The organism is Brevundimonas sp. FV1ye4L, assembly GCF_058681255.1.
In genome coordinates, this window is sequence record NZ_CM178734.1 from 298,937 (window position 1) to 321,163 (window position 22,227).

General features: G+C 65.2%; 24 protein-coding genes. 22 read left to right on the plus strand and 2 right to left on the minus strand.

Going from position 1 to position 22,227, the window contains the following annotated elements:
• Positions 1-72: 72 nt before the first annotated feature.
• From ACW17X_RS01400 to ACW17X_RS01410, 3 genes are read left to right on the plus strand one after another with little or no spacing between them, the layout of a single operon-like run.
• The gene (locus ACW17X_RS01400) at positions 73-339 is read left to right on the plus strand and encodes a FeoA family protein (protein ID WP_492025833.1); all 267 of its coding nucleotides are present in this window, start codon (positions 73-75) and stop codon (positions 337-339) included.
• Positions 339-2,219 (plus strand): ferrous iron transporter B, encoded by a 1,881-nt coding sequence (gene feoB, locus ACW17X_RS01405; RefSeq protein ID WP_492099206.1) that lies wholly within the window; start codon positions 339-341, stop codon positions 2,217-2,219. Before ACW17X_RS01400 ends, feoB begins: the two co-directional genes overlap by 1 nt.
• Before the next feature lie 33 nt (positions 2,220-2,252).
• On the plus strand, positions 2,253-3,005 hold the full coding sequence (locus ACW17X_RS01410) for a prepilin peptidase (RefSeq protein WP_492099208.1): 753 nt from the start codon (positions 2,253-2,255) through the stop codon (positions 3,003-3,005).
• Here ACW17X_RS01410 and ACW17X_RS01415 read toward each other — a convergent pair.
• Both ACW17X_RS01415 and ACW17X_RS01420 read right to left on the minus strand, forming a co-directional pair.
• Positions 3,002-3,628, minus strand: coding sequence for a TetR/AcrR family transcriptional regulator (locus tag ACW17X_RS01415; protein WP_492087315.1), 627 nt, complete (start codon positions 3,626-3,628; stop codon positions 3,002-3,004). The two genes, ACW17X_RS01410 and ACW17X_RS01415, sit on opposite strands and share 4 nt — an antisense overlap.
• A 300-nt stretch (positions 3,629-3,928) precedes the next feature.
• Positions 3,929-5,539 (minus strand): AbgT family transporter, encoded by a 1,611-nt coding sequence (locus tag ACW17X_RS01420; protein ID WP_492099210.1) that lies wholly within the window; start codon positions 5,537-5,539, stop codon positions 3,929-3,931.
• Between the two features lie 205 nt (positions 5,540-5,744).
• On the opposite strand from ACW17X_RS01420, the gene ACW17X_RS01425 reads away from it, so the two are divergent.
• From ACW17X_RS01425 to nuoN, 19 genes are all read left to right on the plus strand, one after another.
• On the plus strand, positions 5,745-6,122 hold the full coding sequence (locus ACW17X_RS01425) for an NADH-quinone oxidoreductase subunit A (protein ID WP_492099212.1): 378 nt from the start codon (positions 5,745-5,747) through the stop codon (positions 6,120-6,122).
• Positions 6,092-6,703 (plus strand): NuoB/complex I 20 kDa subunit family protein, encoded by a 612-nt coding sequence (locus tag ACW17X_RS01430; RefSeq protein WP_492087312.1) that lies wholly within the window; start codon positions 6,092-6,094, stop codon positions 6,701-6,703. Before ACW17X_RS01425 ends, ACW17X_RS01430 begins: the two co-directional genes overlap by 31 nt.
• Positions 6,700-7,329, plus strand: coding sequence for an NADH-quinone oxidoreductase subunit C (locus ACW17X_RS01435; RefSeq protein ID WP_492087311.1), 630 nt, complete (start codon positions 6,700-6,702; stop codon positions 7,327-7,329). Before ACW17X_RS01430 ends, ACW17X_RS01435 begins: the two co-directional genes overlap by 4 nt.
• A gap of 65 nt (positions 7,330-7,394) precedes the next feature.
• Complete coding sequence (locus ACW17X_RS01440) at positions 7,395-8,609, plus strand: NADH-quinone oxidoreductase subunit D (RefSeq protein WP_492100424.1); 1,215 nt, start codon at positions 7,395-7,397, stop codon at positions 8,607-8,609.
• Positions 8,606-9,283: an NADH-quinone oxidoreductase subunit NuoE gene (nuoE, locus tag ACW17X_RS01445; protein ID WP_271165786.1), complete on the plus strand. Its 678-nt coding sequence runs from the start codon at positions 8,606-8,608 to the stop codon at positions 9,281-9,283. Before ACW17X_RS01440 ends, nuoE begins: the two co-directional genes overlap by 4 nt.
• Positions 9,283-9,564 carry a hypothetical protein gene (locus ACW17X_RS01450; protein ID WP_271165785.1) on the plus strand — a complete coding sequence of 94 codons (282 nt, stop codon included), beginning with the start codon at positions 9,283-9,285 and terminating at the stop codon, positions 9,562-9,564. Before nuoE ends, ACW17X_RS01450 begins: the two co-directional genes overlap by 1 nt.
• A 393-nt stretch (positions 9,565-9,957) precedes the next feature.
• The gene (gene nuoF / locus ACW17X_RS01455) at positions 9,958-11,271 is read left to right on the plus strand and encodes an NADH-quinone oxidoreductase subunit NuoF (RefSeq protein WP_492087309.1); all 1,314 of its coding nucleotides are present in this window, start codon (positions 9,958-9,960) and stop codon (positions 11,269-11,271) included.
• Positions 11,272-11,273: 2 nt separating this feature from the next.
• The gene (locus tag ACW17X_RS01460; RefSeq protein ID WP_492099214.1) at positions 11,274-11,765 is read left to right on the plus strand and encodes a hypothetical protein; all 492 of its coding nucleotides are present in this window, start codon (positions 11,274-11,276) and stop codon (positions 11,763-11,765) included.
• Positions 11,765-12,010, plus strand: coding sequence for a hypothetical protein (locus ACW17X_RS01465; RefSeq protein WP_271165781.1), 246 nt, complete (start codon positions 11,765-11,767; stop codon positions 12,008-12,010). Before ACW17X_RS01460 ends, ACW17X_RS01465 begins: the two co-directional genes overlap by 1 nt.
• Positions 12,010-14,055 (plus strand): NADH-quinone oxidoreductase subunit NuoG, encoded by a 2,046-nt coding sequence (gene nuoG / locus ACW17X_RS01470; RefSeq protein ID WP_492099216.1) that lies wholly within the window; start codon positions 12,010-12,012, stop codon positions 14,053-14,055. Before ACW17X_RS01465 ends, nuoG begins: the two co-directional genes overlap by 1 nt.
• A gap of 120 nt (positions 14,056-14,175) precedes the next feature.
• Positions 14,176-15,249, plus strand: a complete 1,074-nt coding sequence (gene nuoH, locus ACW17X_RS01475; protein ID WP_492100425.1) for an NADH-quinone oxidoreductase subunit NuoH — start codon at positions 14,176-14,178, stop codon at positions 15,247-15,249.
• Entirely contained in the window at positions 15,250-15,483 is a 234-nt protein-coding gene (locus tag ACW17X_RS01480) for a hypothetical protein (RefSeq protein WP_492099218.1), read from the plus strand.
• On the plus strand, positions 15,480-15,692 hold the full coding sequence (locus tag ACW17X_RS01485; protein WP_492087304.1) for a hypothetical protein: 213 nt from the start codon (positions 15,480-15,482) through the stop codon (positions 15,690-15,692). Before ACW17X_RS01480 ends, ACW17X_RS01485 begins: the two co-directional genes overlap by 4 nt.
• Positions 15,692-16,183, plus strand: a complete 492-nt coding sequence (gene nuoI / locus ACW17X_RS01490; RefSeq protein WP_492099220.1) for an NADH-quinone oxidoreductase subunit NuoI — start codon at positions 15,692-15,694, stop codon at positions 16,181-16,183. The genes ACW17X_RS01485 and nuoI overlap by 1 nt, the downstream gene beginning before the upstream one ends.
• Before the next feature lie 72 nt (positions 16,184-16,255).
• Positions 16,256-16,882, plus strand: a complete 627-nt coding sequence (locus ACW17X_RS01495; protein WP_492099222.1) for an NADH-quinone oxidoreductase subunit J — start codon at positions 16,256-16,258, stop codon at positions 16,880-16,882.
• A complete protein-coding gene (nuoK, locus tag ACW17X_RS01500) occupies positions 16,882-17,190 on the plus strand; it encodes an NADH-quinone oxidoreductase subunit NuoK (protein WP_008264046.1) in 309 nt (102 codons plus the stop codon). The genes ACW17X_RS01495 and nuoK overlap by 1 nt, the downstream gene beginning before the upstream one ends.
• 2 nt (positions 17,191-17,192) lie before the next feature.
• Positions 17,193-19,286 carry an NADH-quinone oxidoreductase subunit L gene (nuoL, locus tag ACW17X_RS01505; protein ID WP_492099224.1) on the plus strand — a complete coding sequence of 698 codons (2,094 nt, stop codon included), beginning with the start codon at positions 17,193-17,195 and terminating at the stop codon, positions 19,284-19,286.
• 4 nt (positions 19,287-19,290) lie between these two features.
• Positions 19,291-20,775 (plus strand): NADH-quinone oxidoreductase subunit M, encoded by a 1,485-nt coding sequence (locus tag ACW17X_RS01510; RefSeq protein WP_492099226.1) that lies wholly within the window; start codon positions 19,291-19,293, stop codon positions 20,773-20,775.
• 8 nt (positions 20,776-20,783) lie between these two features.
• On the plus strand, positions 20,784-22,226 hold the full coding sequence (gene nuoN / locus ACW17X_RS01515; RefSeq protein ID WP_492099228.1) for an NADH-quinone oxidoreductase subunit NuoN: 1,443 nt from the start codon (positions 20,784-20,786) through the stop codon (positions 22,224-22,226).
• Position 22,227: the final 1 nt, after the last annotated feature.

Genomic DNA, 22,227 nt, shown 5'->3' on the forward strand with positions numbered 1-22,227 from the left:
GGGCGCGCCTGATAATCAGTGTCAATGAAACGCGGAGCCGTTGGGGCGGCACCCGCTCGTGCGAGCCTAGATTTGACCGATACAATAAAGCTGAGCCAGGCCCGACGCGGTGATCGTGGCGTCATCGTCCAGGTGGGCGGCCACTGTCACCACAAGGATAACGAGGTCGAGCTGGAACGCCGGCTGCTGGAGCTGGGCTTTGTCGAGGGGGCCAGGATCGAACTGCTGCACGAAGGCCTGTTCGGTCGCGACCCGATCGCCATGAAGGTGGACGACATGCGCGTGGCCCTGCGCCGCCATGAGGCCGCCAGCCTGACGATTAAGCTGGACGCCGCTTGATGGACATGGCCCTGAAGATCGCCCGCGTCGCCCTGGTCGGCAATCCGAACAGCGGCAAGACCGCCCTGTTCAACGCCCTGACCGGCGCCCACCAGAAGGTCGCCAACTACGCCGGCGTCACGGTGGAGCGCAAAGAGGGGCTGATCCGCGCCTCTTCCGGCCGGACCATGTCGGTGCTGGACCTGCCCGGCACCTATTCTCTGCGCGCCCGCAGCCCCGACGAGGAAGTCACGCGTGACGCCGTCCTGGGCCGTCTGGCCGGTGAGACGCCGCCGGACTTGGTGGTCTGCGTCGCCGACGCCACCAACCTGCGGCTGGTGCTGCGGCTGATCCTGGAACTGAAGGCGGTTGGCCGGCCGATGGTGCTGGCGCTGAACATGTACGACATCGCCCAGCGCCAGGGGTTGCGGATCGATCTGGAGCAACTGCGCGCCGAACTGGGCGTGCCGATCATCACCACGGTGGCGACGCGCAAGCGCGGGATCGACGACCTGGTCGCCGCCGTCGAAGCGCAGGCCGAAGCGGCCGCCCTGGGCGAGAACATCTGGCATAGCCCCGACGCCGCCGAGCTGCGCACCGCCGCCCGCGAGGCCGAGCGGATCATGAAGACCTGCGTGCGCCCGCCTGAGCGGCCCGACACCCTGACCGGACGGATCGATTCCGTCCTGTTGCACCCTGTCGGCGGTCTGATCGTACTGTCGGTCATAATGTTCGTCATGTTTCAGGCGGTGTTTAGCTGGGCGACGCCCGTGGCTGACGGCATCGACGCGATTTGCGTCGCTTTTGGAACTTTTGTGGCCGGTTTGATCCCCGACAGCGGCGCGGGGGTCTTGCTGCAGAGCCTGCTCGTGGACGGCATAATTTCAGGCGTGGGCAGCGTGCTGGTCTTCCTGCCGCTAATTTTGGTCCTGTTCCTGTTCATCATCGCGCTTGAGGATTTCGGCTACATGGCGCGGGCTGCCTTTTTGCTGGACCGCATCATGGGTTTCGCGGGCCTGCATGGCCGCGCCTTCATTCCGCTGCTGTCCAGCGTGGCCTGCGCTATTCCGGGCGTCATGGCGGCGCGGGTGATCGATTCCAAACGTGACCGCCTGACCACCATTCTGGTCGCGCCGCTGATGACATGCTCGGCGCGGATCCCGGTCTATACGCTGATCATTGCCGCCTTCATCCCGAACGAGACGGTCTGGGGTTTCGCCAATTTGCAGGGGCTGGTCATGTTCGGCCTCTACGCCGCCGGCATCGTCAGCGCGCTTCTCGTGTCGTTGGTAATTCGCAAGGTCTTCTGGCGCGGCGCGGTCGAGCCCTTCATGATGGAACTGCCCACCTACAAGGTTCCCGATCTGAAGAGTGTCGGCTTCAACCTGTGGCTCCGGGCGAAGATATTTCTGAACCGGGCGGGCCGCATCATCCTGCCGCTCGTGATCATTGTTTGGGTGCTGGGGACCTTCCCCTATCCGCCCGAGAACGCGACCCTTCCGGCCATCGACTATTCGTTCGCCGGCATGATCGGTCGGGCCCTGGAGCCGATCTTCGCCCCCATCGGCTTCAACTGGCAGATGGTCATCGCCCTGATTCCCGGCATGGCGGCGCGCGAGGTTGCGGTGGCGGCCCTGGGCACCACCTACGCCATCGCCGACGCCGAGAATGCGACGGGTCTGCTGGCCTCGACCCTGTCGGCCCAATGGTCGCTGGCGACGGCCCTGTCCTTCCTGGCCTGGTACATCTTCGCGCCCCAGTGCGTGGCGACCCTGGGCGTGGTGAAGCGCGAGACAAACTCGTGGAAATGGACCTGGGTCATGATCGTCTACATGTTCGGTCTCGCCTATCTGGCCTCGTTCGCGACCTATCATGTGGCGGTGGCGCTCGGGGGCGGCTAAGCGGGGGCGGTTCTTCACCGTCCGGACCTAGAAATGAGCCCTGTCTTCGCCGCCGTCGTCATGGGCCTTCTGGGCCTGATCATCGGCAGCTTCCTGGCGGCGGTCAGCGTCCGCCTGCCGCGTGAAGAAGACATCGTCGTCGCCCGGTCGCGGTGCATGGGCTGCGACCAGCCCCTGCGGCCGTGGGAACTCGTCCCGTTGGTCAGTTGGCTGGTGCTGCGCGCGCGCTGCGCCCGGTGCGGCGTCGCCATCTCGCCGCGCTATCCGCTGATCGAACTGGGAGCAGGGCTGGTCGGCGCCTGGGCGGGCTTCAGCGGATCGTCATGGCTGATGGTCGCAACGACCGCCGTGCTGGGCTGGCAACTGCTGCTGATCGCCATCATCGACGGCGAGAATTTCTGGCTTCCCGATGTCCTGACCTGGCCGCTGGCGGCGACGGGCCTGATCGCGGCCGCTTTGATTGGATGGGACGTGGCCCTGTCGCACCTGATCGGGGCAGCGGTCGGTTTCGGCGGGCTGTGGCTGGTCGGCTGGATGTACAAGGCGGTCCGCAAGCGCGACGGCCTGGGCGGGGGCGACCCCTTCCTGTTCGCCGGAGCGGGGGGCTGGGTCGGATGGATCGGCCTGCCCAGCGTGCTGCTGTGGGCCTCGGCCGCGGGGCTTAGTCTGGTGTTCGGTCTGCTGGTGGTGCGCCGCTCGGTCAGCGCGACGGACAAGCTGCCCTTCGGGGTGTTTCTGGCCGTGGGGATCTGGCTAACCTGGCTGTATGGGCCGCTGGGCCTCTAGCGCCCCGTCGTCAGCTTGACGATGATGATGGCGGCCGTGTCCAGAATGGCCTCGGGCGTGTCGGCGCGACGCAGCAGGTCGAAACTGGCGGCCGTGGATTCAGCGATCGAGGCGATCTGGTAGGAGGCCAGGCGCGGATTGTAATCCTTGGGGTGCAGACCTGCGGCGTGGGCCTGAGCAACGCGGCGCTCGATCGCCAGGTGCAGCCGACGCAGGCGGCGAACCCGACTTTCGACAAAGGCCGCGTCGCCATTGTCGGCCAGCATGTGCTCGACCCGCAGAACCTGGCCGTGATCGCGCCAGATGGCCATGACGTCCAGAATGAAGGCCCGGCCTATGCCAAAGGCTTTGTCGCCGGGCCAGTCGGCCTGGAAGTGGGCGGCTAGACCCTGAAAATCGGTCGCCGCGGTCTCGCATAGGGCCAGGACCGGTTCTTCGACCGTCTTGAAATAGGTGTAGAAGTTGGAGGGCGACACGCCCGCGGCCGAGGCCAGGTCGGCGACGCGGATTTCGCCATAGTGACGCGAGTTGAGCAGTGTCCGGGTCGCGTCGAGGATCGCCTGGCGGGTTCGGCCCCCGCGCGCGCCGATCTTGTGGCCCAGCTTGTTGGTCTTGTCGGCCATATCCCCGATGGTCGGTAAAGGCGGAGCGCGAGAACTTCGAGCCGGCCGCATTCGGTACGCGGAAGCGAAACTGTATCGTAGGCGGATCAGGTTATTGCACAGGTGGCCAAAAATCCAGCGGCTGTCGGGATTTAGTCGCTTTCGTTTCGCTTCTGGATGCACGGGTGGCGATCTCGAGCTCACAGGCTTTCGACCTAGAGTGTCGGCCTTCATCCCGGCGTCCGATCATGCCAAAACCTTGCTTCGACGGTTTCGGCCAGAAGCGCGCAGCGATGGATGGACGGTCTAGATGGCCGCCCCTCACGGCCTCGCCGCCGCCTGGGGCGGGCTGTGCGGACCCGCCAGACCGCCCGCCAGCGGCTCCTGCGCGGCAACAGCGGGGGCGGGCGGCTCGTAGTGGACGCCCACGCCCGGCCCCACGGGCAGGTCGAACGCCACCCAGGCCGCCACCATGGCCAGGCCGGCGACTAGGAAGGCCCCCGCATAGGGCAGCATGGTCGCCATTAACGACCCTAGGCCGAAGCGCGGGTCCCAGCGCTGGGCGAAGGTCAGGATCAGCGGAAAATAGCTCATCAGCGGCGTGGCGATATTGGTCACCGAGTCGCCCATCCGATAGGCGGCGGTCGTCATCTCGGGCGAGATTCCCAGCAGCATGAACATGGGCACCACGATGGGCGCCAGGGCGGACCATTTGGCCGATGCCGAGCCGATGAACAGATCGAAGACGCAGGAGACCAGAACGACGCAGATCAGCAGCAGTGGGGCGGGCAGGGCCAGGGTCTTCAGCTCGGCTGCGGCGTTGACCGCGAGGATCGGCCCCAGGCCCGACCAGTTGAACATGGCGACGAAGTGGGCGGCGAAGAAGGCCAGGACGATATAGGGCGCTAGCTGGGCGATCCCGTCGCGCATCATCTTCACCAGGTCGCGATGAGACTGGATCGAACCGGATCCGGCTCCATAGGCGCCGCCCAGGACAAAGAAGGTCACGGCGAAGAAGGCGACCAGCGAACGATACAGCGGATTGAACCTCTGTTCCGCCACCGCCTCCGGATCTACGAATGGCGAACCGGGTAGAAGAGTGATCAGGGTCCAAAGGCCGATCATGCCCAAAAGCGCCAGGCCGGCCCAGGACAGACCGCGCTTTTCCGTGGCGGTCAGGGGCTGCTTTTCCGACGCTGCGGGCGCGGCCACGCCTTCGGACGGGGTCCAGCGGCCCAGTCGGGGTTCGATCACCCGGTCGGTCAGGAACCAGACGATGGGCGTGAAGACGACCACCACCCCGACGATGAAGAACCAGTTGCCGGCGATGTTCACCGAATAGGAGGGGTCGATCAGATGGGCCGCCGGCTCGGTGATGCCCAGGATCAGGGCGTCGCTGGCGCCGGGGAACAGATTGCCGGCGTAACCGCCTGATACGGCGGCGAACCCCGCCGCTAGCCCCGCCAGAGGGTGGCGACCCGCCGCCGCGAAGATCACAGCCGCCAGCGGGATCACCACCACATAGGAGGCGTCGGACGCATGGTGGGACACCATGCCGGTGATCACCACGACGGGCGTCAGTATGGCGCGCGGCGCATTCAGCAGGGCGCCGCGAATCGCTGTGGCGAACAGGCCGGTCCTTTCCGCGACTGACGCGCCATAGATGATGGTGATGACGATCCCCAACGGTGGGAAGTCCGCAAGGGTGCGCGGCATGCCGATGATCAGCCGCTCGAGGTTCTCTGCCGAAAGCAGGCTTTGCGCCACCAGCCGATCTCCGGTGACCGGATTGACGGCGGACCATCCCAGACCGGCGCCGACCAGACTGAGCAGGATCAGTGCGCCGATCAGCCACAGAAAGAGGAAGACGGGATCGGGCAGCCGATTCCCCACTCTCTCGACGGCGTTCAGAAGACGGCTGCCAGCGCTCATCCAGATGACTTTCGGTTACGATTTCAAGGCGCCAGTAGGGCCGGGAAGGGGGCAAAACAGCAAGCGGAGCCGCTGCGACATATGGCCTCGCGACTTGCGATCCGTTCTCAATAAAAAACCAATCACAGCAGGGGTTTGAACCGCGCGAACGTTGGGTCTAAGAAGCGCCGAATCCCGCCTCTCCCCGGCGGCCGAGGTTCTTTGAATGAACGCTTTTCTGCTCGAATATCTGCCGGTCCTGATCTTCGCCGGCATCGCCGCCTTCATCGGCGTGCTTTTCATCGCCCTGCCGATGCTGCTGGCCCCCAAAAACCCCGACGCGGAAAAGCTGTCCGCCTATGAGTGCGGGTTCAACGCCTTCGACGACGCACGGATGAAGTTCGACGTTCGCTTCTATCTGGTGTCGATCCTCTTCATCATCTTCGACTTGGAAGTGGCCTTCCTCTTCCCGTGGGCGGTGTCGATGTTCGACCTGTCGCACGCGGGGATGATCTTCGCCTTCTGGTCGATGATGGTCTTCCTCGGCGTCCTGACCATCGGCTTCATCTACGAATGGAAGAAGGGAGCCCTGGAATGGGAATAGTCGCACCTTCCTCGCCGCTTCCCGGCGCGCTGGTTCCGGCCAATTCGGCCGCTCGTTCGACGGTCGAGGGCTATGATCCCAAGATCCACGACAAGTTCTTCGAGTCGGTGAACATGGAGCTGGGTGAGCGCGGCTTCCTGACCGCCTCGCTTGACGACGTGATCACCTGGGCGCGCACCGGGTCGCTGATGTGGATGACTTTCGGCCTGGCCTGCTGCGCCGTCGAGATGATCCAGATGTCGATGCCGCGCTTCGACGTCGAACGCTTCGGCATGGCTCCGCGCGGCAGCCCGCGTCACTCGGACCTGATGATCGTCGCCGGCACCCTGACCAACAAGATGGCCCCCGCCATCCGCAAGGTCTACGACCAGATGCCCGACCCGCGCTATGTCGTGTCCATGGGCAGCTGCGCCAATGGCGGCGGCTATTATCATTACAGCTACAGCGTCGTTCGCGGTTGCGACCGCGTTGTTCCGGTGGACGTCTATGTGCCCGGCTGTCCGCCGACGGCGGAGGCGTTGCTGTACGGGCTGCTGCAGCTGCAGAAGAAGATTCGTCGTACGGGGACCATCGACCGATGAGCTCGCTGGCTGTTCAGGCCCAGTTCGAGGCCGCGCTGACGCCGATGGGCGCCGAGCTGGTGGGCGCGCTTGGCGTCGAGGCCCAGGTGGCGTTCGGTGAGCTGACCCTGGTGGCGCCGCGCGAACGGATCGTCGAGGTCATGACCGGGCTGCGTGACCGCTTCGGCTTCCAGCAACTGTTGGACGTGTGCGGCGCGGACTATCCGGATCGCGAAGAGCGGTTCGAAGTCGTCTATCATCTGCTGTCGATGACCCGGAACGCGCGGGTTCGCGTCAAGGTCGTGACCGACGAGGTCCAGCCCGTTCCCACGGTCTGCCACGTCTATCCGTCGGCCGGCTGGTTCGAGCGCGAAGCCTACGACATGTACGGCGTGATCTTCTCGGGTCACCCCGACATGCGCCGCCTGCTGACCGACTACGGGTTCGAAGGCCATCCGCTGCGCAAGGACTTCCCGATGACGGGCTATGTCGAGGTCCGTTACGACGAGGAGCAGAAGCGGGTCGTCTATGAACCCGTCAAGCTGACCCAGGAATTCCGGACGTTCGACTTCCTGTCGCCGTGGGAGGGCGCCGACTATCCGGCGCCTGTGCTGCCCGGCGACGAAAAGGCAGGAGTGAAGGGCTGATGGCTGACGACGTCCGCATCCCCGCGTCCGCAAACAGCGGCGGCGCCGTCGATCCGTTCGAGGACATGCCGGTCGATCACCGCACCGACCATGCCAAGGCGATGGACGACCGCAAGTTCACCATCAACTTCGGTCCGCAACACCCGGCCGCGCACGGCGTGCTGCGCCTGGTGCTGGAGCTGGACGGCGAGATCGTCGAACGCGTCGATCCTCACATCGGCCTGCTGCACCGCGGCACCGAAAAGCTGATGGAGGCCCGCACCTATCTGCAGAACGTGCCGTATCTGGACCGGCTCGACTATGTCGCGCCGATGAACCAGGAACACGCCTTCTGCCTGGCCATCGAGAAGCTGCTCGGCATCGAGGTTCCGTACCGGGCCCAGCTGATCCGCGTCCTCTATTCGGAGATCGGCCGGATCGGGAACCACCTGCTGAACGCGACCATGCAGGCCATGGACGTCGGCGCCCTGACGCCCCCGCTGTGGGGACACGAAGAGCGCGAGAAGCTGATGGTCTTCTACGAGCGCGCCAGCGGCGCCCGTCTGCACGCCAACTATTTCCGGCCCGGCGGCGTCCACCAGGACCTGCCGATGGACCTAATCGACGACATCGGTCGCTGGTGCCTGGAGTTCCCCAAGGCCCTGGCCGATATCGAGAGCCTGGTCACCGAGAACCGCATCTTCAAGCAGCGCAACGTCGACATCGGCGTGGTGTCCAAGGAAGAGGCCCTGGCCTGGGGCTTCACCGGCGTCATGCTGCGTGGCTCGGACATCGCCTGGGATCTGCGCAAGTCGCAGCCGTATGAGTGCTATGCCGAGCTGGAGTTCGATATTCCGGTCGGCAAGAACGGCGACTGCTGGGATCGTTACCTCTGCCGCATCGAGGAGATGAAGCAGTCTGTGCGGATCATGGAGCAGTGCATCCACAAGCTGCGCAACTGCCCCGGCGAACCGGTGATGCTCGAGGACAACAAGATCGTTCCGCCGCGTCGCGGCGAGATGAAGCGGTCGATGGAATCCCTGATCCATCACTTCAAGCTGTACACCGAGGGCTTCAAGACGCCCGAGGGCGAGGTCTATGCCTCGGTCGAAGCGCCCAAGGGCGAGTTCGGCATCTATCTGGTGTCGGACGGCACCAACAAACCTTATCGCGTCAAGATCTCGGCGCCGGGCTTCCGTCACCTGCAGGCGATGGACTGGATGAACCGCGGCCACCAGCTGGCCGACGTCTCCGCCATCCTGGGCTCGCTCGACATCGTTTTCGGAGAAGTGGACCGATGAGCGTTCGTCGTCTCGCCAAGGAACAACCGGCCTCGTTCGCCTTTTCGAAGGACACCAAGGCCAAGGCCGAATGGTGGATCAAGAAATATCCGGAAAACCGCCGCCAGTCGGCGGTGATCCCGATCCTGTGGCTGGTGCAGAAGCAGGAAGGCTGGGTCTCCGAGCCCGCCATCCGCGCCATCGGCGAACTGCTGGGCATGCCCTTCATCCGGGTGCTGGAGGTCGCGACCTTCTACACCATGTTCATGCTGGAGCCGGTCGGCAAGACCGCCCTGATCCAGGTGTGCGGCACCACGCCGTGCATGCTGCGCGGCGCCAATGAGCTGATGAAGGTCTGCAAGGAGAAGATCGGTCCCAAGGACCATCTGTCCGCCGACGGCCGTTTCACCTGGCAGGAAGTCGAATGCCTGGGCGCCTGTTCGAACGCGCCCATGGCACAGATCAACGACTATTATTTCGAAGACCTGACGCCCGAAACCATCGGCCAGATCATCGACGACTTCGCCGCCGGCAAGACGCCCAAGCCGGGCTCCTATCAGGGCCGTGCGACGTCCGAGCCGGCCGGCGGGGCCAAGACCCTGCTGGATCCGAAACTGTATGACGGTTCGGCCGCCAAGCCGATCAAGAAACTGCCCAACAGCGATCCGGCGCCGGTCGAGAAGGCCCCGGCCTGATGCCTGCACCCGACCTCGACAGCGACGAAGGCCGCGCCGCATACCGCAAGGAGCTGCGCCAGGTCGCGCGCCCCCTGCGCGCGGGCGGGCTCGCGCTCGTGGTCGGCGCGGCCATGCTGATCCTGCTGACCCGTCAGGGGACGCCGGGCCTCGGCGAATGGGCCTTCACCCTGTCCTACGTCATGCTCGGCTTCGGCTGGGCCTGCGTCATCGGCGCCATCTACACCCGCAATCGGCATCACAAACGCCGGATGCGCGAGTTGGAAGGCGCAACGTCATGACGCCGTCGATCTATTATGTTTCCATGAATTCGATGCAGCGTGCCGGGGGGCGCCATGTCGATGGATCAGAAACGGGCAGGGCGCCGCGCGCCCAAGCGCGGCCGAGGCGGGTGGAGCCCCGCCGGGACGGGCCGATTGCTGGTCAATCTGGCCGGCGCGGCCAGTCTGTCGCTGAGCGCCGGGCCCGTATCGGCGCAAACCCCGCCAACATCCCCTTCGGTCGCCCCCGCGACCGCTCCTTCTACGCCTTCACCCGGTCCTGCTGATGCTTCCGAACCGCGTAACAACCCCAGCCCTGAACCGCGTCAGCCGCCTCCCGGCCAGCGCGATCTCGGCCTCGAACGCCAGTCCGCTCTCGGTCCCCCCCGTCGGCGTAGACGGAGGAGCAGCCTGATGGTCGGCATTCTCGAAGACAAGGACCGGATCTTCACCAACCTGTACGGTTTCCAGGACTGGACGCTGGACGGGGCGAAGAAGCGCGGCGCCTGGAACGCCACCAAGGACATGCTGGACCTTGGCCGCGACTGGATCATCAACAACGTCAAGGCGTCCGGCCTGCGCGGCCGTGGCGGCGCCGGTTTCTCGACCGGGCTGAAGTGGTCCTTCATGCCCAAGGAAGTGAAGGACCGTCCTCACTACCTGGTCGTCAACGCCGACGAATCCGAGCCGGGCACCTGCAAGGACCGGGAGATCATGCGTCATGATCCCCAGCTGCTGATCGAAGGCTGCCTGATCGCGTCCTTCGCCATGCAGGCCCACGCCTGCTACATCTATCTGCGCGGCGAATATGTGCTCGAGCGCGAGCGGATGGAGGCGGCGGTCAAGCAGGCCTATGAGGCCCGTCTGATCGGCAAGGACAACGTCCACGGTTGGGACTTCGACGTCTATATCCACCACGGCGCCGGCGCCTATATTTGCGGCGAAGAGACCGCCCTGCTGGAATCGCTGGAGGGCAAGAAGGGTCAGCCTCGTCTGAAGCCGCCGTTCCCGGCCGGCGCGGGCCTGTACGGCTGCCCCACCACGGTGAACAACGTCGAGTCGATCGCCGTCGTCGGCACCATCCTGCGTCGCGGCGCCGGCTGGTTCGCCGGCTTTGGTCGTCCGAACAACACCGGCACCAAGCTGATGGCCATCTCGGGCCATGTGAACGCGCCCTGCGTGGTCGAAGAGGCCATGTCGATCCCGCTGCGGCAGCTGCTGGAAGAACACTGCGGCGGCGTGCGCGGCGGCTGGGACAATCTGAAGGCCATCATTCCGGGCGGTTCGTCCGTGCCGCTGATCACGCGCGAAATGTCCGAGACGGCGCTGATGGACTTCGACAGCCTGCGCGAAATGCGTTCGGGCCTGGGCACCGCCGCCGTCATCGTGATGGACAACTCCACCGACCTGGTGAAGGCCATCGCGCGCATCAGCTATTTCTACAAGCACGAGAGCTGCGGCCAGTGCACGCCGTGCCGCGAAGGCACCGGCTGGATGTGGCGCGTGCTGGAGCGGATGTCGGTGGGCGAGGCCGATCCGTCGGAAATTGACCTGCTGCTGGACGTCGCCGGTCAGGTCGAGGGCCACACGATCTGCGCCTTGGGCGACGCGGCCGCCTGGCCCGTTCAGGGCCTGATCCGTCACTTCCGCCACGAGATCGAAGAGCGTATCGCCAACTACCGCAGCCGCCGCGCGAACTTCGCCGGCCACGCGATCGCTGCGGAGTAGGAATGCGCCGTTTGTCCGCCATCGTGATCGGAGCCTTGGCTCTCGCCGCTTGCGGCGAGCGCGAAGCTGCGCCCACGCCTGCGGAAAAGGTTGCGGCTGCGGCCAAACCGTCCGACGCCGTGCAGACGGCGCCTGAGGTTCTGAACGCGGCCGATCTGCGCCGCGTCTGCCGCGCCGGTCTGGCCGCGATCCACGGCCAGCCGCCGATGGCGATCGACGTCGACGGTGTCGACGGCGGGGTGGTCCACGCCTCGTGGCGCGCCCCGGTCGACGGCGGCCGGATGCGCGCCGACTGCCGGGTCGAGAAAGACCTGATCGTGTGGAAACCGCTCGATCTGCCTGACGCCACGCTCGTTCGCTGGATGAACCAGGCGGATGACCCGGTGATCCGCTACGTCATGGACGGTCAGGCAATCACCGTCACTCAGACGCTCCCGGACGGGACGACGGAACAGGCCGAACTGGCCGTTCCCGCAGAAGAGGAGGCGCGGTGATGGCGGATGAACCCGACAACCTCGTTCTTCAGATCCTGCGTCGCGTCGAAGGACGTCTGACGTCGATGGAAACCAAGATGGATCGGCTCGGCGAGGACATGCACGACCTGAAGGTCCGCACCACCCACGTCGAAGAAGGGCTTGCAGGCGTCAATCGTCGCCTGGATCGCCTGGATCAACGTATCGAACGGGTCGAGACACGTCTGACCCTGGTAGACAGCCCTTACGGCGGAGTTCGAGAATAATGCCCATCGCCAAGGTCAACGGCGTCGAAGTCGAGTTCGAGCCCGGGATGACCGTGCTCCAGGTCGCCGAGCGCGCCGGGCAGGAAATCCCGCGCTTCTGCTATCACGAACGCCTGTCCATCGCCGGCAACTGCCGCATGTGCCTGGTCGAGGTGAAGCCCGGGCCGCCGAAGCCGCAGGCCTCGTGCGCCCTGCCGGCCGCCGAAGGCCAGGAAATCTTCACCGACACCCCGATGGTCAAGAAGGCCCGGGAAGGCGTGATGGAGTTCCTGCTGATCAACCACCCGCTGGATTGCCCGATCTGCGACCAGGGCGGCGAGTGCGATCTTCAGGACCAGTCCATGGCCTATGGCCGCGATGGATCTCGCTATGCCGAGAACAAGCGCGCGGTCGAAGAAAAGAACATGGGTCCGACGATCAAGACCTTCATGACGCGGTGCATCCAGTGCACCCGTTGTGTCCGCTTCATCACCGAGGTCGCCGGCGTGCCGGACATCGGCATGATCTCGCGCGGCGAAGACGCCGAGATCACCACCTATCTGGAGAAGTCGGTCGGGTCGGAACTGTCGGGCAACGTCAATGACCTGTGCCCGGTCGGCGCCCTGACGCACCGGCCCTGGCAGTACCACTATCGTCCGTGGGAACTGAAGAAGACCGAGACCATCGACGTCATGGACGCCCTGGGCTCGAACATCCGCGCCGACTTCCGCGGCTCCGAGGTCATGCGGGTTCTGCCGCGCGTGAACGAGGGCATCAACGAGGAGTGGCTGTCGGACAAGAGCCGCTATGTCGTCGACGGCCTGACCGCGCGCCGCCTGGACCGCCCGTGGATCCGCGAGAACGGCAAGCTGCGCGCCGCCTCGTGGAACGAAGCCCTGGACGCCGTCGCCGCTCGGCTGAAGGCGGCTTCGGCCGACCGGATCGGCGTGATCGCCGGCGACCTGCAGGACGCCGAGTCGATGAAGGCGACCCTGGACCTGTTCCGCGCCCTGGGGTCCAAGAACACCGACTGCCGCCAGGACGGCGCCGCGCTCGGCTATGGCCCGCGCGAGAGCTGGTTGTTCAACTCCGGCCTCGAAGGCATTGAAAAGGCGGACGCCATCCTGATCGTGGGCGTCAACCCGCGCATCGAGGCGCCGCTGCTGAACGCCCGCCTGCGCAAGAGCTGGATCAAGGGCGGGGTCGAGATCGGCGTCATCGGCGAACAGGCCGACCTGACCTTCGACTACGCCTATCTGGGCGCCGGGTCGAAGACCCTGGCCAAGCTGCCGAAGTCGGCGATGGACTTCCTGACCAAGGCGGAGCGTCCGGCGATCATCGTCGGCTCGGGCGCGCTGAACGGGGAGGGCGGCGCGGCCGTCCTGAACGCCCTAGGCGCCCTGGCCAAGAAGGTCGGCGTCATCGGCGAAGGCTGGAACGGCTTCAACGTCCTGCACCACGCCGCCGCGCGCGTCGGCGGTCTGGACATGGGCTTTGTGCCGACCGAAGGCGGTCTGACGGCAGCGGACATGCTGAAGCCGGGCGCGCTGGACGTGCTGTTCCTGCTGGGCGCCGATGAGGTCGATCCCACTGGTTCGAACGCCTTCCGCGTCTATCTGGGCAGCCACGGCGACCGCGGCGCGCACGGCGCCGACGTCATCCTGCCGGGCGCGGCCTATACCGAGAAGTCGGGCCTTTACGTCAACACCGAGGGCCGGGTGCAGATGGCCGAACGCGTCGTCTTCCCCAAGGGCGAGGCCAAGGAAGACTGGGCCATCATCCGCGCCCTGTCCGCCCGTGTCGACCAGACCCTGCCGTACGACACCCTGGACCAGCTGCGCGCCAAGCTGATGGCCGATCATCCGACCTTCGGCCGGATCGACTATCTGCCGACGCCGGCCGCCTTCGATCCGTCCAAGCTGGGCGTCAAGGGCGACCTGGGCGACCGGGTCTTCGCCTCGGCGATTTCGGACCCCTATCTTTCCAACCCGATCGCGCGCGCCAGCGCGACCATGGCCGAGCTGTCCGCCCTGCGGATTGCCCCGGTCGCGATGGCGGCAGAATAACCGATGACCGACGTTCTTCCTGTCCAAAAGAAAAATCCGCTGCTGGCGATCGTGATCGGCGCATTGGTGCTGGTTGCTCTGGCCGCCATCGGCTTTGGTCTCGTCAAGGCTTGGGGGCTCATTCCGCCTGCGTTCTGGACTTCTGCCGGCGGCTGGACGCTGATCACCGTCGGTCAGATCCTGCTGATTACGGTCGGCGTGCTGATCGCCGTGGCCTTCCTGCTTCTGGCCGACCGCAAGGTCTGGGCCTCGGTGCAGATGCGCAAGGGACCGAACGTGGTCGGCCCCTTCGGCCTGCTGCAATCCTTCGCCGACATGCTGAAGTTCGTGCTGAAGGAGGTGGTCATCCCCTCCGGCGCCGACAAGGCGGTCTTCATTCTGGCGCCGATCATCACCGTCATCCTGGCCTTCATGGCCTGGGCTGTGATCCCGTTCGCGCCGGGCTGGGTGGTGTCCGACCTGAACGTCGGCATCCTGTACATCTTCGCGGTCTCGTCGCTGGGCGTGTACGGCATCATCATGGGCGGCTGGGCTTCGAACTCGAAGTATCCGTTCCTGGGATCGCTGCGTTCGGCGGCGCAGATGGTGTCCTATGAAGTCTCGCTGGGCCTGATCATCATCAATGTGATCCTGCTGGCCGGCACGATGAATCTGTCGGAGATCGTCGAGGGCCAGAGCGGCTATTTCTGGAACTGGTACGCCTTCGGCGGCGGGCAGGGCACCTGGCCCCTGATCTTGATCCTGTTCCCGATGTCGATCGTCTTCTTCGTCTCGGCCTTGGCGGAAACCAACCGCCCGCCGTTCGACCTGCCGGAAGCGGAATCCGAGCTCGTGGCCGGCTATCAGGTCGAATACAGCTCGACCACCTATCTGCTGTTCATGATGGGCGAGTACGTCAACATCGTCTTCATGTCGGCGATGATGAGCATCCTGTTCTTCGGCGGCTGGAACCCCGGCTTCCTGTCTCAGGAGACGCTGGACGATCTGCCGGCCTGGATCGCCTACACCATCTATCTGCTGACCTTCGTCACCAAGACCGTCTTCTGGTTCCTGGCCATCGCCCTGGTGAAGGCTTTCGTGCCGCGCTACCGCTACGACCAGCTGATGCGCCTGGGCTGGAAGGTCTTCCTGCCCGCGTCGCTGGTGGCCGTGGTCATCACCGCCGCCTGGCGCGTCTTCGCGGTGGGTGCGTAGATGAACCCACGCGCCGTCATCCTGGCCCTGGTCGCGTCGTGGGGCCTCGTCGCCTGCACCTTCGCGCCCATCGCCGCTCCGGCGCCGACCGATCCGGTCGCGTCGATGGAGCGGCGCGAGGATGACGTGCGTCGCGGCGGCGAACGGGTCAACCTGTGCCGGATGATGAGCCGGGACGACCCGCGCTATAAGACGATGGACTGCAAGGACGTGCTGCGGGGAGGCGGGGCATGAGCCGTATGAGCCTGCTGCTGCTGGTCCTCGCACCCGTGATCACAGCCTGTGCGCCCGATACGCGCATGCCCGAGTCCGGCTATCAGTGGGAACGCCGTCAGGAACGCATCGAGCGTGAATGGCGCGACGCCCAGACCAAGGCCGCTTCCCAGGCCGCACCGACCAAGACTTCAACCAACGGCGCCCCGGCGCCAGAGGATCGCTTCTGATGTTCACTCGTATCGCCCAGGCCGCAAAGGGCGCGATGATGCTCGATGCCATCGGCGCCATCGGCCTGACCCTGAAGTACATGGCTCGCCCCAAGGCGACCGTGAACTATCCGTTCGAGCGAAACCCGCAGTCGCCGCGGTTCCGCGGCGAGCACGCCCTGCGCCGCTATGCGAACGGCGAAGAGCGGTGCATCGCCTGCAAGCTGTGCGAGGCCATCTGCCCCGCCCAGGCTATCACCATCGAGGCCGAACCGCGCGCCGACGGCAGCCGCCGCACGACCCGCTACGACATCGACATGGTCAAGTGCATCTATTGCGGCCTGTGCCAGGAGGCCTGCCCGGTGGACGCCATCGTCGAGGGGCCGAACTCCGAATTCGCCGTCGAAACGCGCGAGGAGCTGCTGTTCGACAAGGCCCGACTGCTCGACAACGGGGATCGCTGGGAACGGCAGATCGCCAAGAATCTGGAACTCGACGCGCCTTACCGCTAAGGCGCTCACGCTAACGGGTCAGCGATTCCCAAACTGGGGTCGCGGCCGAGACGAAAGGGGCTTCGTCCCGACATGCTGCAAGGCATTGCCTTCTATCTGCTGGCGGCGACCGCCGTGGTGTCCGGCCTCCTGGTCGTGACCGCGCGCAATCCGGTGCACAGCGTGCTGTGGTTGATCCTCGCCTTCTTCTCGGCGGCGGGTCTGTTCGTCCTGCTGGGGGCCGAGTTCCTGGCCATGCTGCTGGTCGTCGTCTACGTCGGCGCCGTGGCGGTGCTGTTCCTGTTCGTCGTCATGATGTTGGACGTCGACTTCCTGAAGCTGCGTGAGGGCTACGCCAAATATCTGCCGATCGGCGGCGTCGTCGCGGCCGTGCTGCTGGCCGAGATGATCGTGGTGTCCAGCGCGGTGATCCAGGGCGGGGCGACCGCCGGCCTGACCGGACCCGGCGCGCCCGATCCCGACATGAGCAATGTCGAGGCCATCGGCCGGGTGCTCTACACCGACTATATCTACTTCTTCCAAGCCGCCGGCATCGTGCTGCTGATCGCCATGATCGGGGCCATCACCCTGACCCTGCGCCACAAGCCGCACATCAAGCGCCAGAACATTTCGGACCAAGTCAACCGCTCCGCCGCCAAGGCGATGGAGATCAAGTCGGTTCCGACCGGGCAGGGCGTGACGCCCGAGGAGCTTCTCTGATGGACATCGGTCTCATCCATTATCTCAGCGTGGCGGCGATCCTGTTCACCATCGGGGTCTTCGGCATCTTCGTGAACCGCAAGAACGTCATCATCATCCTGATGTCGATCGAGCTGATCCTGCTGGCCGTGAACATCAACTTCGTCGCCTTCTCGACCTATCTGAACGACATCAGCGGGCAGATCATGGCCATGTTCGTCCTGACCGTCGCCGCGGCCGAGGCCGCCGTCGGCCTGGCCATCCTGGTGACCTTCTTCCGTAACCGCGGCGACATCGCCGTCGACGACGCCTCCGTGATGAAGGGCTGAGCGTGAACCTCCACACCCTGATCATTCTCGGGATCTTCGCCCCGCTGCTGGGCGCGACCGTCGCCGGCCTGTTCGGCCGCCGGATCGGCAATATCCCGTCGCAGACCATCACGACCGGCCTGCTGTTCTTCTCGTGCGCCGTGGCCTGGACGGTGTTCGGCCAGTGGACCTGGGGCCATCTCGAGCCCTTCACCATCCGCCTGGCGCCCTTCATCAATGTGGGCGACTTCCAGTCGGCCTGGTCGATCCGAATCGACGCCCTTTCGGCGACCATGCTGATCGTGGTCACCAGCGTCTCGTCACTGGTTCACCTGTATTCCTGGGGCTATATGGCCGAGGACGACAGCCGGCCGCGCTTCTTCGCCTATCTGTCCCTGTTCACCTTCATGATGCTGGCGCTGGTGACGGCCGCCGACTTCATGCAGATCTTCTTCGGCTGGGAAGGCGTGGGTCTGGCCTCCTATCTGCTGATCGGCTTCTGGTTCAAGAAGCCGACCGCCAGCGCCGCCGCCATCAAGGCCTTCGTCGTCAACCGGGTAGGCGACTTCGGCTTCGTCCTGGGCATCATCACCATCTTCTGGATGTACGGCACGATCGAGTTCGCCGAACTGTTCCCGCTGGTGGCGACCAAGGCCGGCACGACCTGGGAGTTCCTGGGCGTCCAGTGGTCCGCGCTCGACCTGGCCGGCTTCCTGCTGTTCATCGGCGCCATGGGCAAGTCGGCCCAGTTCTTCCTGCACACCTGGCTGCCGGACGCGATGGAAGGCCCGACCCCGGTCTCGGCCCTGATCCACGCCGCCACCATGGTGACCGCCGGCGTCTATATGGTCTGCCTGCTGTCGCCCATCTATGAGTACGCCCCCGGCGCGTCGCAGATCATCGCCATCATCGGCGCGATCACGGCCCTGTTCGCCGCCACGGTCGGCCTGACCCAGAACGACATCAAGCGGGTCATCGCCTATTCGACCTGTTCGCAGCTGGGCTACATGTTCTTCGCGGCGGGCGTCGGCGCCTATCAATCGGCCATGTTCCACCTGTTCACCCACGCCTTCTTCAAGGCTCTGCTGTTCCTGGGCGCCGGTTCGGTGATCCACGGCATGCACCACGAGCAGGACATGCGGAAGATGGGCGGGCTCTGGAAGCTGCTGCCGATCACCTATGCCGTCATGACCATCGGCACCATCGCCATCACCGGCCTGGGCATCCCCGGCGTCGGCGGCTTCGCGGGCTTCTATTCGAAGGACTCGATCATCGAGAGCGCCTTCGCCTCGGCCGCTTCGGGTCATTCGGCGGTCGGCATGTTCGCCTTCTGCATCGGCCTGATCGCGGCCGGTCTGACGGCCTACTATTCCTGGCGTCTGATCTTCATGACCTTCCACAACAAGCCGGTGTGGAAGGAAGAGGGCGACGCCCATCATGAGGACGACCACGCTTCGCACGCCCAGCTGGAAACCCATTCCGAGCCGGTCGCGGATTCGCACGCCCATGACGACCATGCTCATGACGATCACGGCCACCACGGCCCGCTGCACCCGCACGAGAGCCCCTGGGTCATGCTGGTGCCGCTGATCCTGCTGTCGGTCGGCGCCGTCGCCGCAGGCTTCGTGTTCGCGCCGCACTTAATCGGCCACCACGAACACGAGTTCTGGCGTGGAGCCATCTTCACCGGTGAGCACAACCATGTGCTCCACGAGAGCCACGACGTCCCGACCTGGGTGAAGTGGTCGCCGCTGATCCTGACCCTGACCGGCACGGCCTTCGCCTACTGGATCTATGTCGCTCGCGAGGGCATGGGCCGTCGCATGGCCGAGCGAGACGGCGCGATCTACCGCTTCCTCTACAACAAGTGGTATTTCGACGAGCTGTACGACTTCGTCTTCGTGCGCGGCTTCAAGGCCATCGGCGACTTCTTCTGGAAGATCTTCGACGTGAAGATCATCGACGGCCTCGGCCCCAACGGCGCCGCCTGGGCGTCGCTGAAATCGGCCGGCTGGCTGTCCAAGTTCCAGTCCGGTTTCCTCTATTACTATGCCTTCGTGATGCTGCTCGGGGTGGCCGGTCTGCTCACCTTCGCCATCTTCGCGTGGGGAGTCTGAGCCCGTGCCCTACATCCTGAGCCTCGTTACATTCCTGCCGCTGGTCGGCGCCCTGGCGATCTTCCTCGCCCGGCTGGCGTCCAAGACCCAGGACGCCGCCGCCCCGGCCGCGCGCTGGATCGCTCTGCTGACGACCCTGGTGGTGCTGGGCGTGTCGGTCGTGCTGGTCGCCGGTTTCGATCCGTCGAACCCTGGATACCAGTTCGTTGAAATGGTCCCCTGGTTCGCCGGGGCCAGCTATCATCTCGGCGTAGACGGGATTTCGATCCTGTTCGTCCTGCTGACGGCCTTCCTGATGCCGATCTGCATCCTGGCCAGCTGGAAATCGATCGAGACGCGCGTCGTCGAATATATGATCGCCTTCCTGGTGCTCGAGACCCTGGTCATCGGCGTCTTCACGGCGCTGGACCTGTATCTCTTCTACATCTTCTTCGAAGGCACCCTGGTGCCGATGTTCCTGATCATCGGCATCTGGGGCGGCGCCAACCGGATCTACGCCGCCTACAAGTTCTTCCTCTACACCCTGCTCGGATCGGTGCTGATGCTGCTGGCCATGCTGTGGATGTCGCACACCGCCGGCACCACCAGCATCCCGGAACTGAAGCAATACGCCTTCGACCCGGCGGTTCAGCCCCTGCTGTGGCTGGCCTTCTTTGCCTCCTTCGCGGTGAAGATGCCGATGTGGCCGGTTCACACCTGGCTGCCCGACGCCCACGTTCAGGCGCCGACGGCGGGTTCGGTCATCCTGGCCGGCATCCTGCTGAAGCTGGGCGGTTACGGCTTCATCCTGTTCAACGTGCCCATGTTCCCGGTCGCGTCCGAGATGTTCCGCCCGCTGGTCTTCACCCTGTCGGTGATCGCCATCGTCTACACCTCGCTGGTCGCCTGGCGTCAGACGGACATCAAGAAGCTGATCGCCTATTCCTCGGTCGCTCACATGGGCTTCGTCACCCTGGGCATCTTCGCGGGCAACGACCAGGGCATGCAGGGCGCCGTCTTCCAGATGATCAGCCACGGTCTGATCTCGGGCGCGCTGTTCCTCTGTGTCGGCGTGGTCTACGACCGGATGCATACGCGTGAGATCGCCTTCTACGGCGGCCTGACCTCGCGCATGCCCTGGTTCGCCGCCATCTTCCTGATGTTCACCATGGCCAACGTCGGCCTGCCGGGCACCTCGGGCTTCATCGGCGAAGTCCTGACCATGACGGGCGCCTATCAGGCCTCGACCTGGGCGGCCCTTGTCGCGGCCTCGGGCGTCATCTTCTCGGCGGTCTACGCCCTGACCCTGTATCGTTCGGTCATGTTCGGCGAGATCACCAATCCGAAGCTGATGACCATCGCCGACATCGACAAGCGTGAGCTTGCGCTGTTCGTGCCGTTGATCCTCGGCACCCTGTGGCTGGGCGTCCATCCGGCCGCCGTCCTCGATTACACCGGGCCCGCCGTCGAGGCCCTGACCAATGCCTATCGCGTCGCGATCGGCGGGTGAGACCAAGCATGCCTGATCTGTCCTCCGCCCTGCACCTCGCCGCCTCGGAGCTGACCCTTGCGGTCGGCGCCCTGGTCCTGCTGATGGTCGGCGCCTTCATCGGCGACAAGAGCGCCCGGCTGGTGTCCATCCTCTCGGTCCTGCTGCTGATCGCCGCCGCCGTCATCGCCTTCATGGGACCGTGGGGCGTCGCCTTCAACGGCGCCTATGTGGCCGATCCGCTGGCCATCTACGGCAAGAGCGTCATCTATCTGTCCGCCGCCGTGGCCATCATCCTCGGCGACGGCTGGATGAAGCGCACGCACATCGCCAAGTTCGAATATCCGGTCCTGATCGTGCTGGCCTCGGTCGGCATGGGGATGATGGCGTCCTCGGGCGACCTGATCTCCATGTATGTCGGCATCGAGTTGCACTCGCTGGCCCTGTACGTCCTGGCCGCCTTCCACCGCGACGACGTCAAGGCGTCGGAAGCGGGCCTGAAGTATTTCGTCCTAGGCGCCCTGTCGTCGGGCCTGCTGCTGTACGGCTCCAGCCTGATCTACGGTTTCGCCGGTTCGATGCGGTTCGAGGACATCGCCGCCTTCGCCCAGAACAATCCGGGCCCCGGCCTGGTGTTCGGTCTGGTCTTCCTGATCTGCGGTCTGGCGTTCAAGGTCTCGGCCGCGCCCTTCCACATGTGGACGCCCGACGTCTACGAGGGTGCGCCGACGCCGGTCGTGGCCCTGTTCGCCACGGCCCCCAAGGTCGCCGCCATGGTCCTGATCGCCCGCGCCCTGGAGGGCGGCTTCAGCGAGGCCCACGCCCAGTGGTCGCAGGTCCTGGTCGCCATTTCCCTGCTCAGCTTCGTCGTCGGCGCCTTCGGCGGTCTGGCCCAGAAGGACATCCAGCGCCTGCTGGCCTATTCGTCGATCGCCAACATCGGCTACGCCCTGTTGGGCATCGCGGCCGGCACCAGCGAAGGCCTGCAGGCGATGCTGATGTTCATGACCCTGTATGTCATCGATCAGCTCGGCTTCTTCGCCATCCTGCTCAGCCTGTCCAAGTCGGGCCGTCCGATCCGCCGCATCGCCGATCTGGCTGGTCTGAAGAAGGACCGTCCGGTCACGGCCGTCGCCCTGACCATCCTGTCGCTGTCGGTCCTGGGCATGCCGCCGTTCTCGGGCTTCTGGGGCAAGTATTATGTCTTCGGCGCCGCCGCCGACGCCGGTCTGTGGCCAGTGGCCGCCGCCGGTCTGGTCGCCTCGGTCGTCGCCGCCTTCTACTACCTGCGGATCATCAAGCTTATGTGGTTCGACGCACCCGTAGACGACATCCAGATGGACAAGTCCTCGCCCGAAACCAGCATCATTGGCTGGGCCTGCGCCGCCTTCGCCTTCCCGCTGGTGATCGTCGGTCTGACCTGGCTGGAGCCGCTGACCAAGGTTGCGAGCGCCGGCTTCGGGAACGGTTAGG

Coding starts and splice junctions, on each gene's coding strand:
- ACW17X_RS01415 (WP_492087315.1), bottom strand. CDS start 3,628: ATGGCCGACAAGACCAACAAGCTGGGCCACAAGATCGGCGCGCGCGGG.
- ACW17X_RS01435 (WP_492087311.1), top strand. CDS start 6,700: ATGAGCTCGCTGGCTGTTCAGGCCCAGTTCGAGGCCGCGCTGACGCCG.
- nuoG (WP_492099216.1), top strand. CDS start 12,010: ATGCCCATCGCCAAGGTCAACGGCGTCGAAGTCGAGTTCGAGCCCGGG.
- ACW17X_RS01495 (WP_492099222.1), top strand. CDS start 16,256: ATGCTGCAAGGCATTGCCTTCTATCTGCTGGCGGCGACCGCCGTGGTG.
- ACW17X_RS01480 (WP_492099218.1), top strand. CDS start 15,250: ATGAACCCACGCGCCGTCATCCTGGCCCTGGTCGCGTCGTGGGGCCTC.
- nuoF (WP_492087309.1), top strand. CDS start 9,958: ATGGTCGGCATTCTCGAAGACAAGGACCGGATCTTCACCAACCTGTAC.
- ACW17X_RS01410 (WP_492099208.1), top strand. CDS start 2,253: ATGAGCCCTGTCTTCGCCGCCGTCGTCATGGGCCTTCTGGGCCTGATC.
- ACW17X_RS01430 (WP_492087312.1), top strand. CDS start 6,092: ATGGAAGAAGGGAGCCCTGGAATGGGAATAGTCGCACCTTCCTCGCCG.
- ACW17X_RS01460 (WP_492099214.1), top strand. CDS start 11,274: ATGCGCCGTTTGTCCGCCATCGTGATCGGAGCCTTGGCTCTCGCCGCT.
- nuoE (WP_271165786.1), top strand. CDS start 8,606: ATGAGCGTTCGTCGTCTCGCCAAGGAACAACCGGCCTCGTTCGCCTTT.
- ACW17X_RS01465 (WP_271165781.1), top strand. CDS start 11,765: ATGGCGGATGAACCCGACAACCTCGTTCTTCAGATCCTGCGTCGCGTC.
- ACW17X_RS01440 (WP_492100424.1), top strand. CDS start 7,395: ATGCCGGTCGATCACCGCACCGACCATGCCAAGGCGATGGACGACCGC.
- ACW17X_RS01420 (WP_492099210.1), bottom strand. CDS start 5,539: ATGAGCGCTGGCAGCCGTCTTCTGAACGCCGTCGAGAGAGTGGGGAAT.
- nuoK (WP_008264046.1), top strand. CDS start 16,882: ATGGACATCGGTCTCATCCATTATCTCAGCGTGGCGGCGATCCTGTTC.
- ACW17X_RS01450 (WP_271165785.1), top strand. CDS start 9,283: ATGCCTGCACCCGACCTCGACAGCGACGAAGGCCGCGCCGCATACCGC.
- nuoN (WP_492099228.1), top strand. CDS start 20,784: ATGCCTGATCTGTCCTCCGCCCTGCACCTCGCCGCCTCGGAGCTGACC.
- nuoI (WP_492099220.1), top strand. CDS start 15,692: ATGTTCACTCGTATCGCCCAGGCCGCAAAGGGCGCGATGATGCTCGAT.
- feoB (WP_492099206.1), top strand. CDS start 339: ATGGACATGGCCCTGAAGATCGCCCGCGTCGCCCTGGTCGGCAATCCG.
- ACW17X_RS01425 (WP_492099212.1), top strand. CDS start 5,745: ATGAACGCTTTTCTGCTCGAATATCTGCCGGTCCTGATCTTCGCCGGC.
- ACW17X_RS01485 (WP_492087304.1), top strand. CDS start 15,480: ATGAGCCGTATGAGCCTGCTGCTGCTGGTCCTCGCACCCGTGATCACA.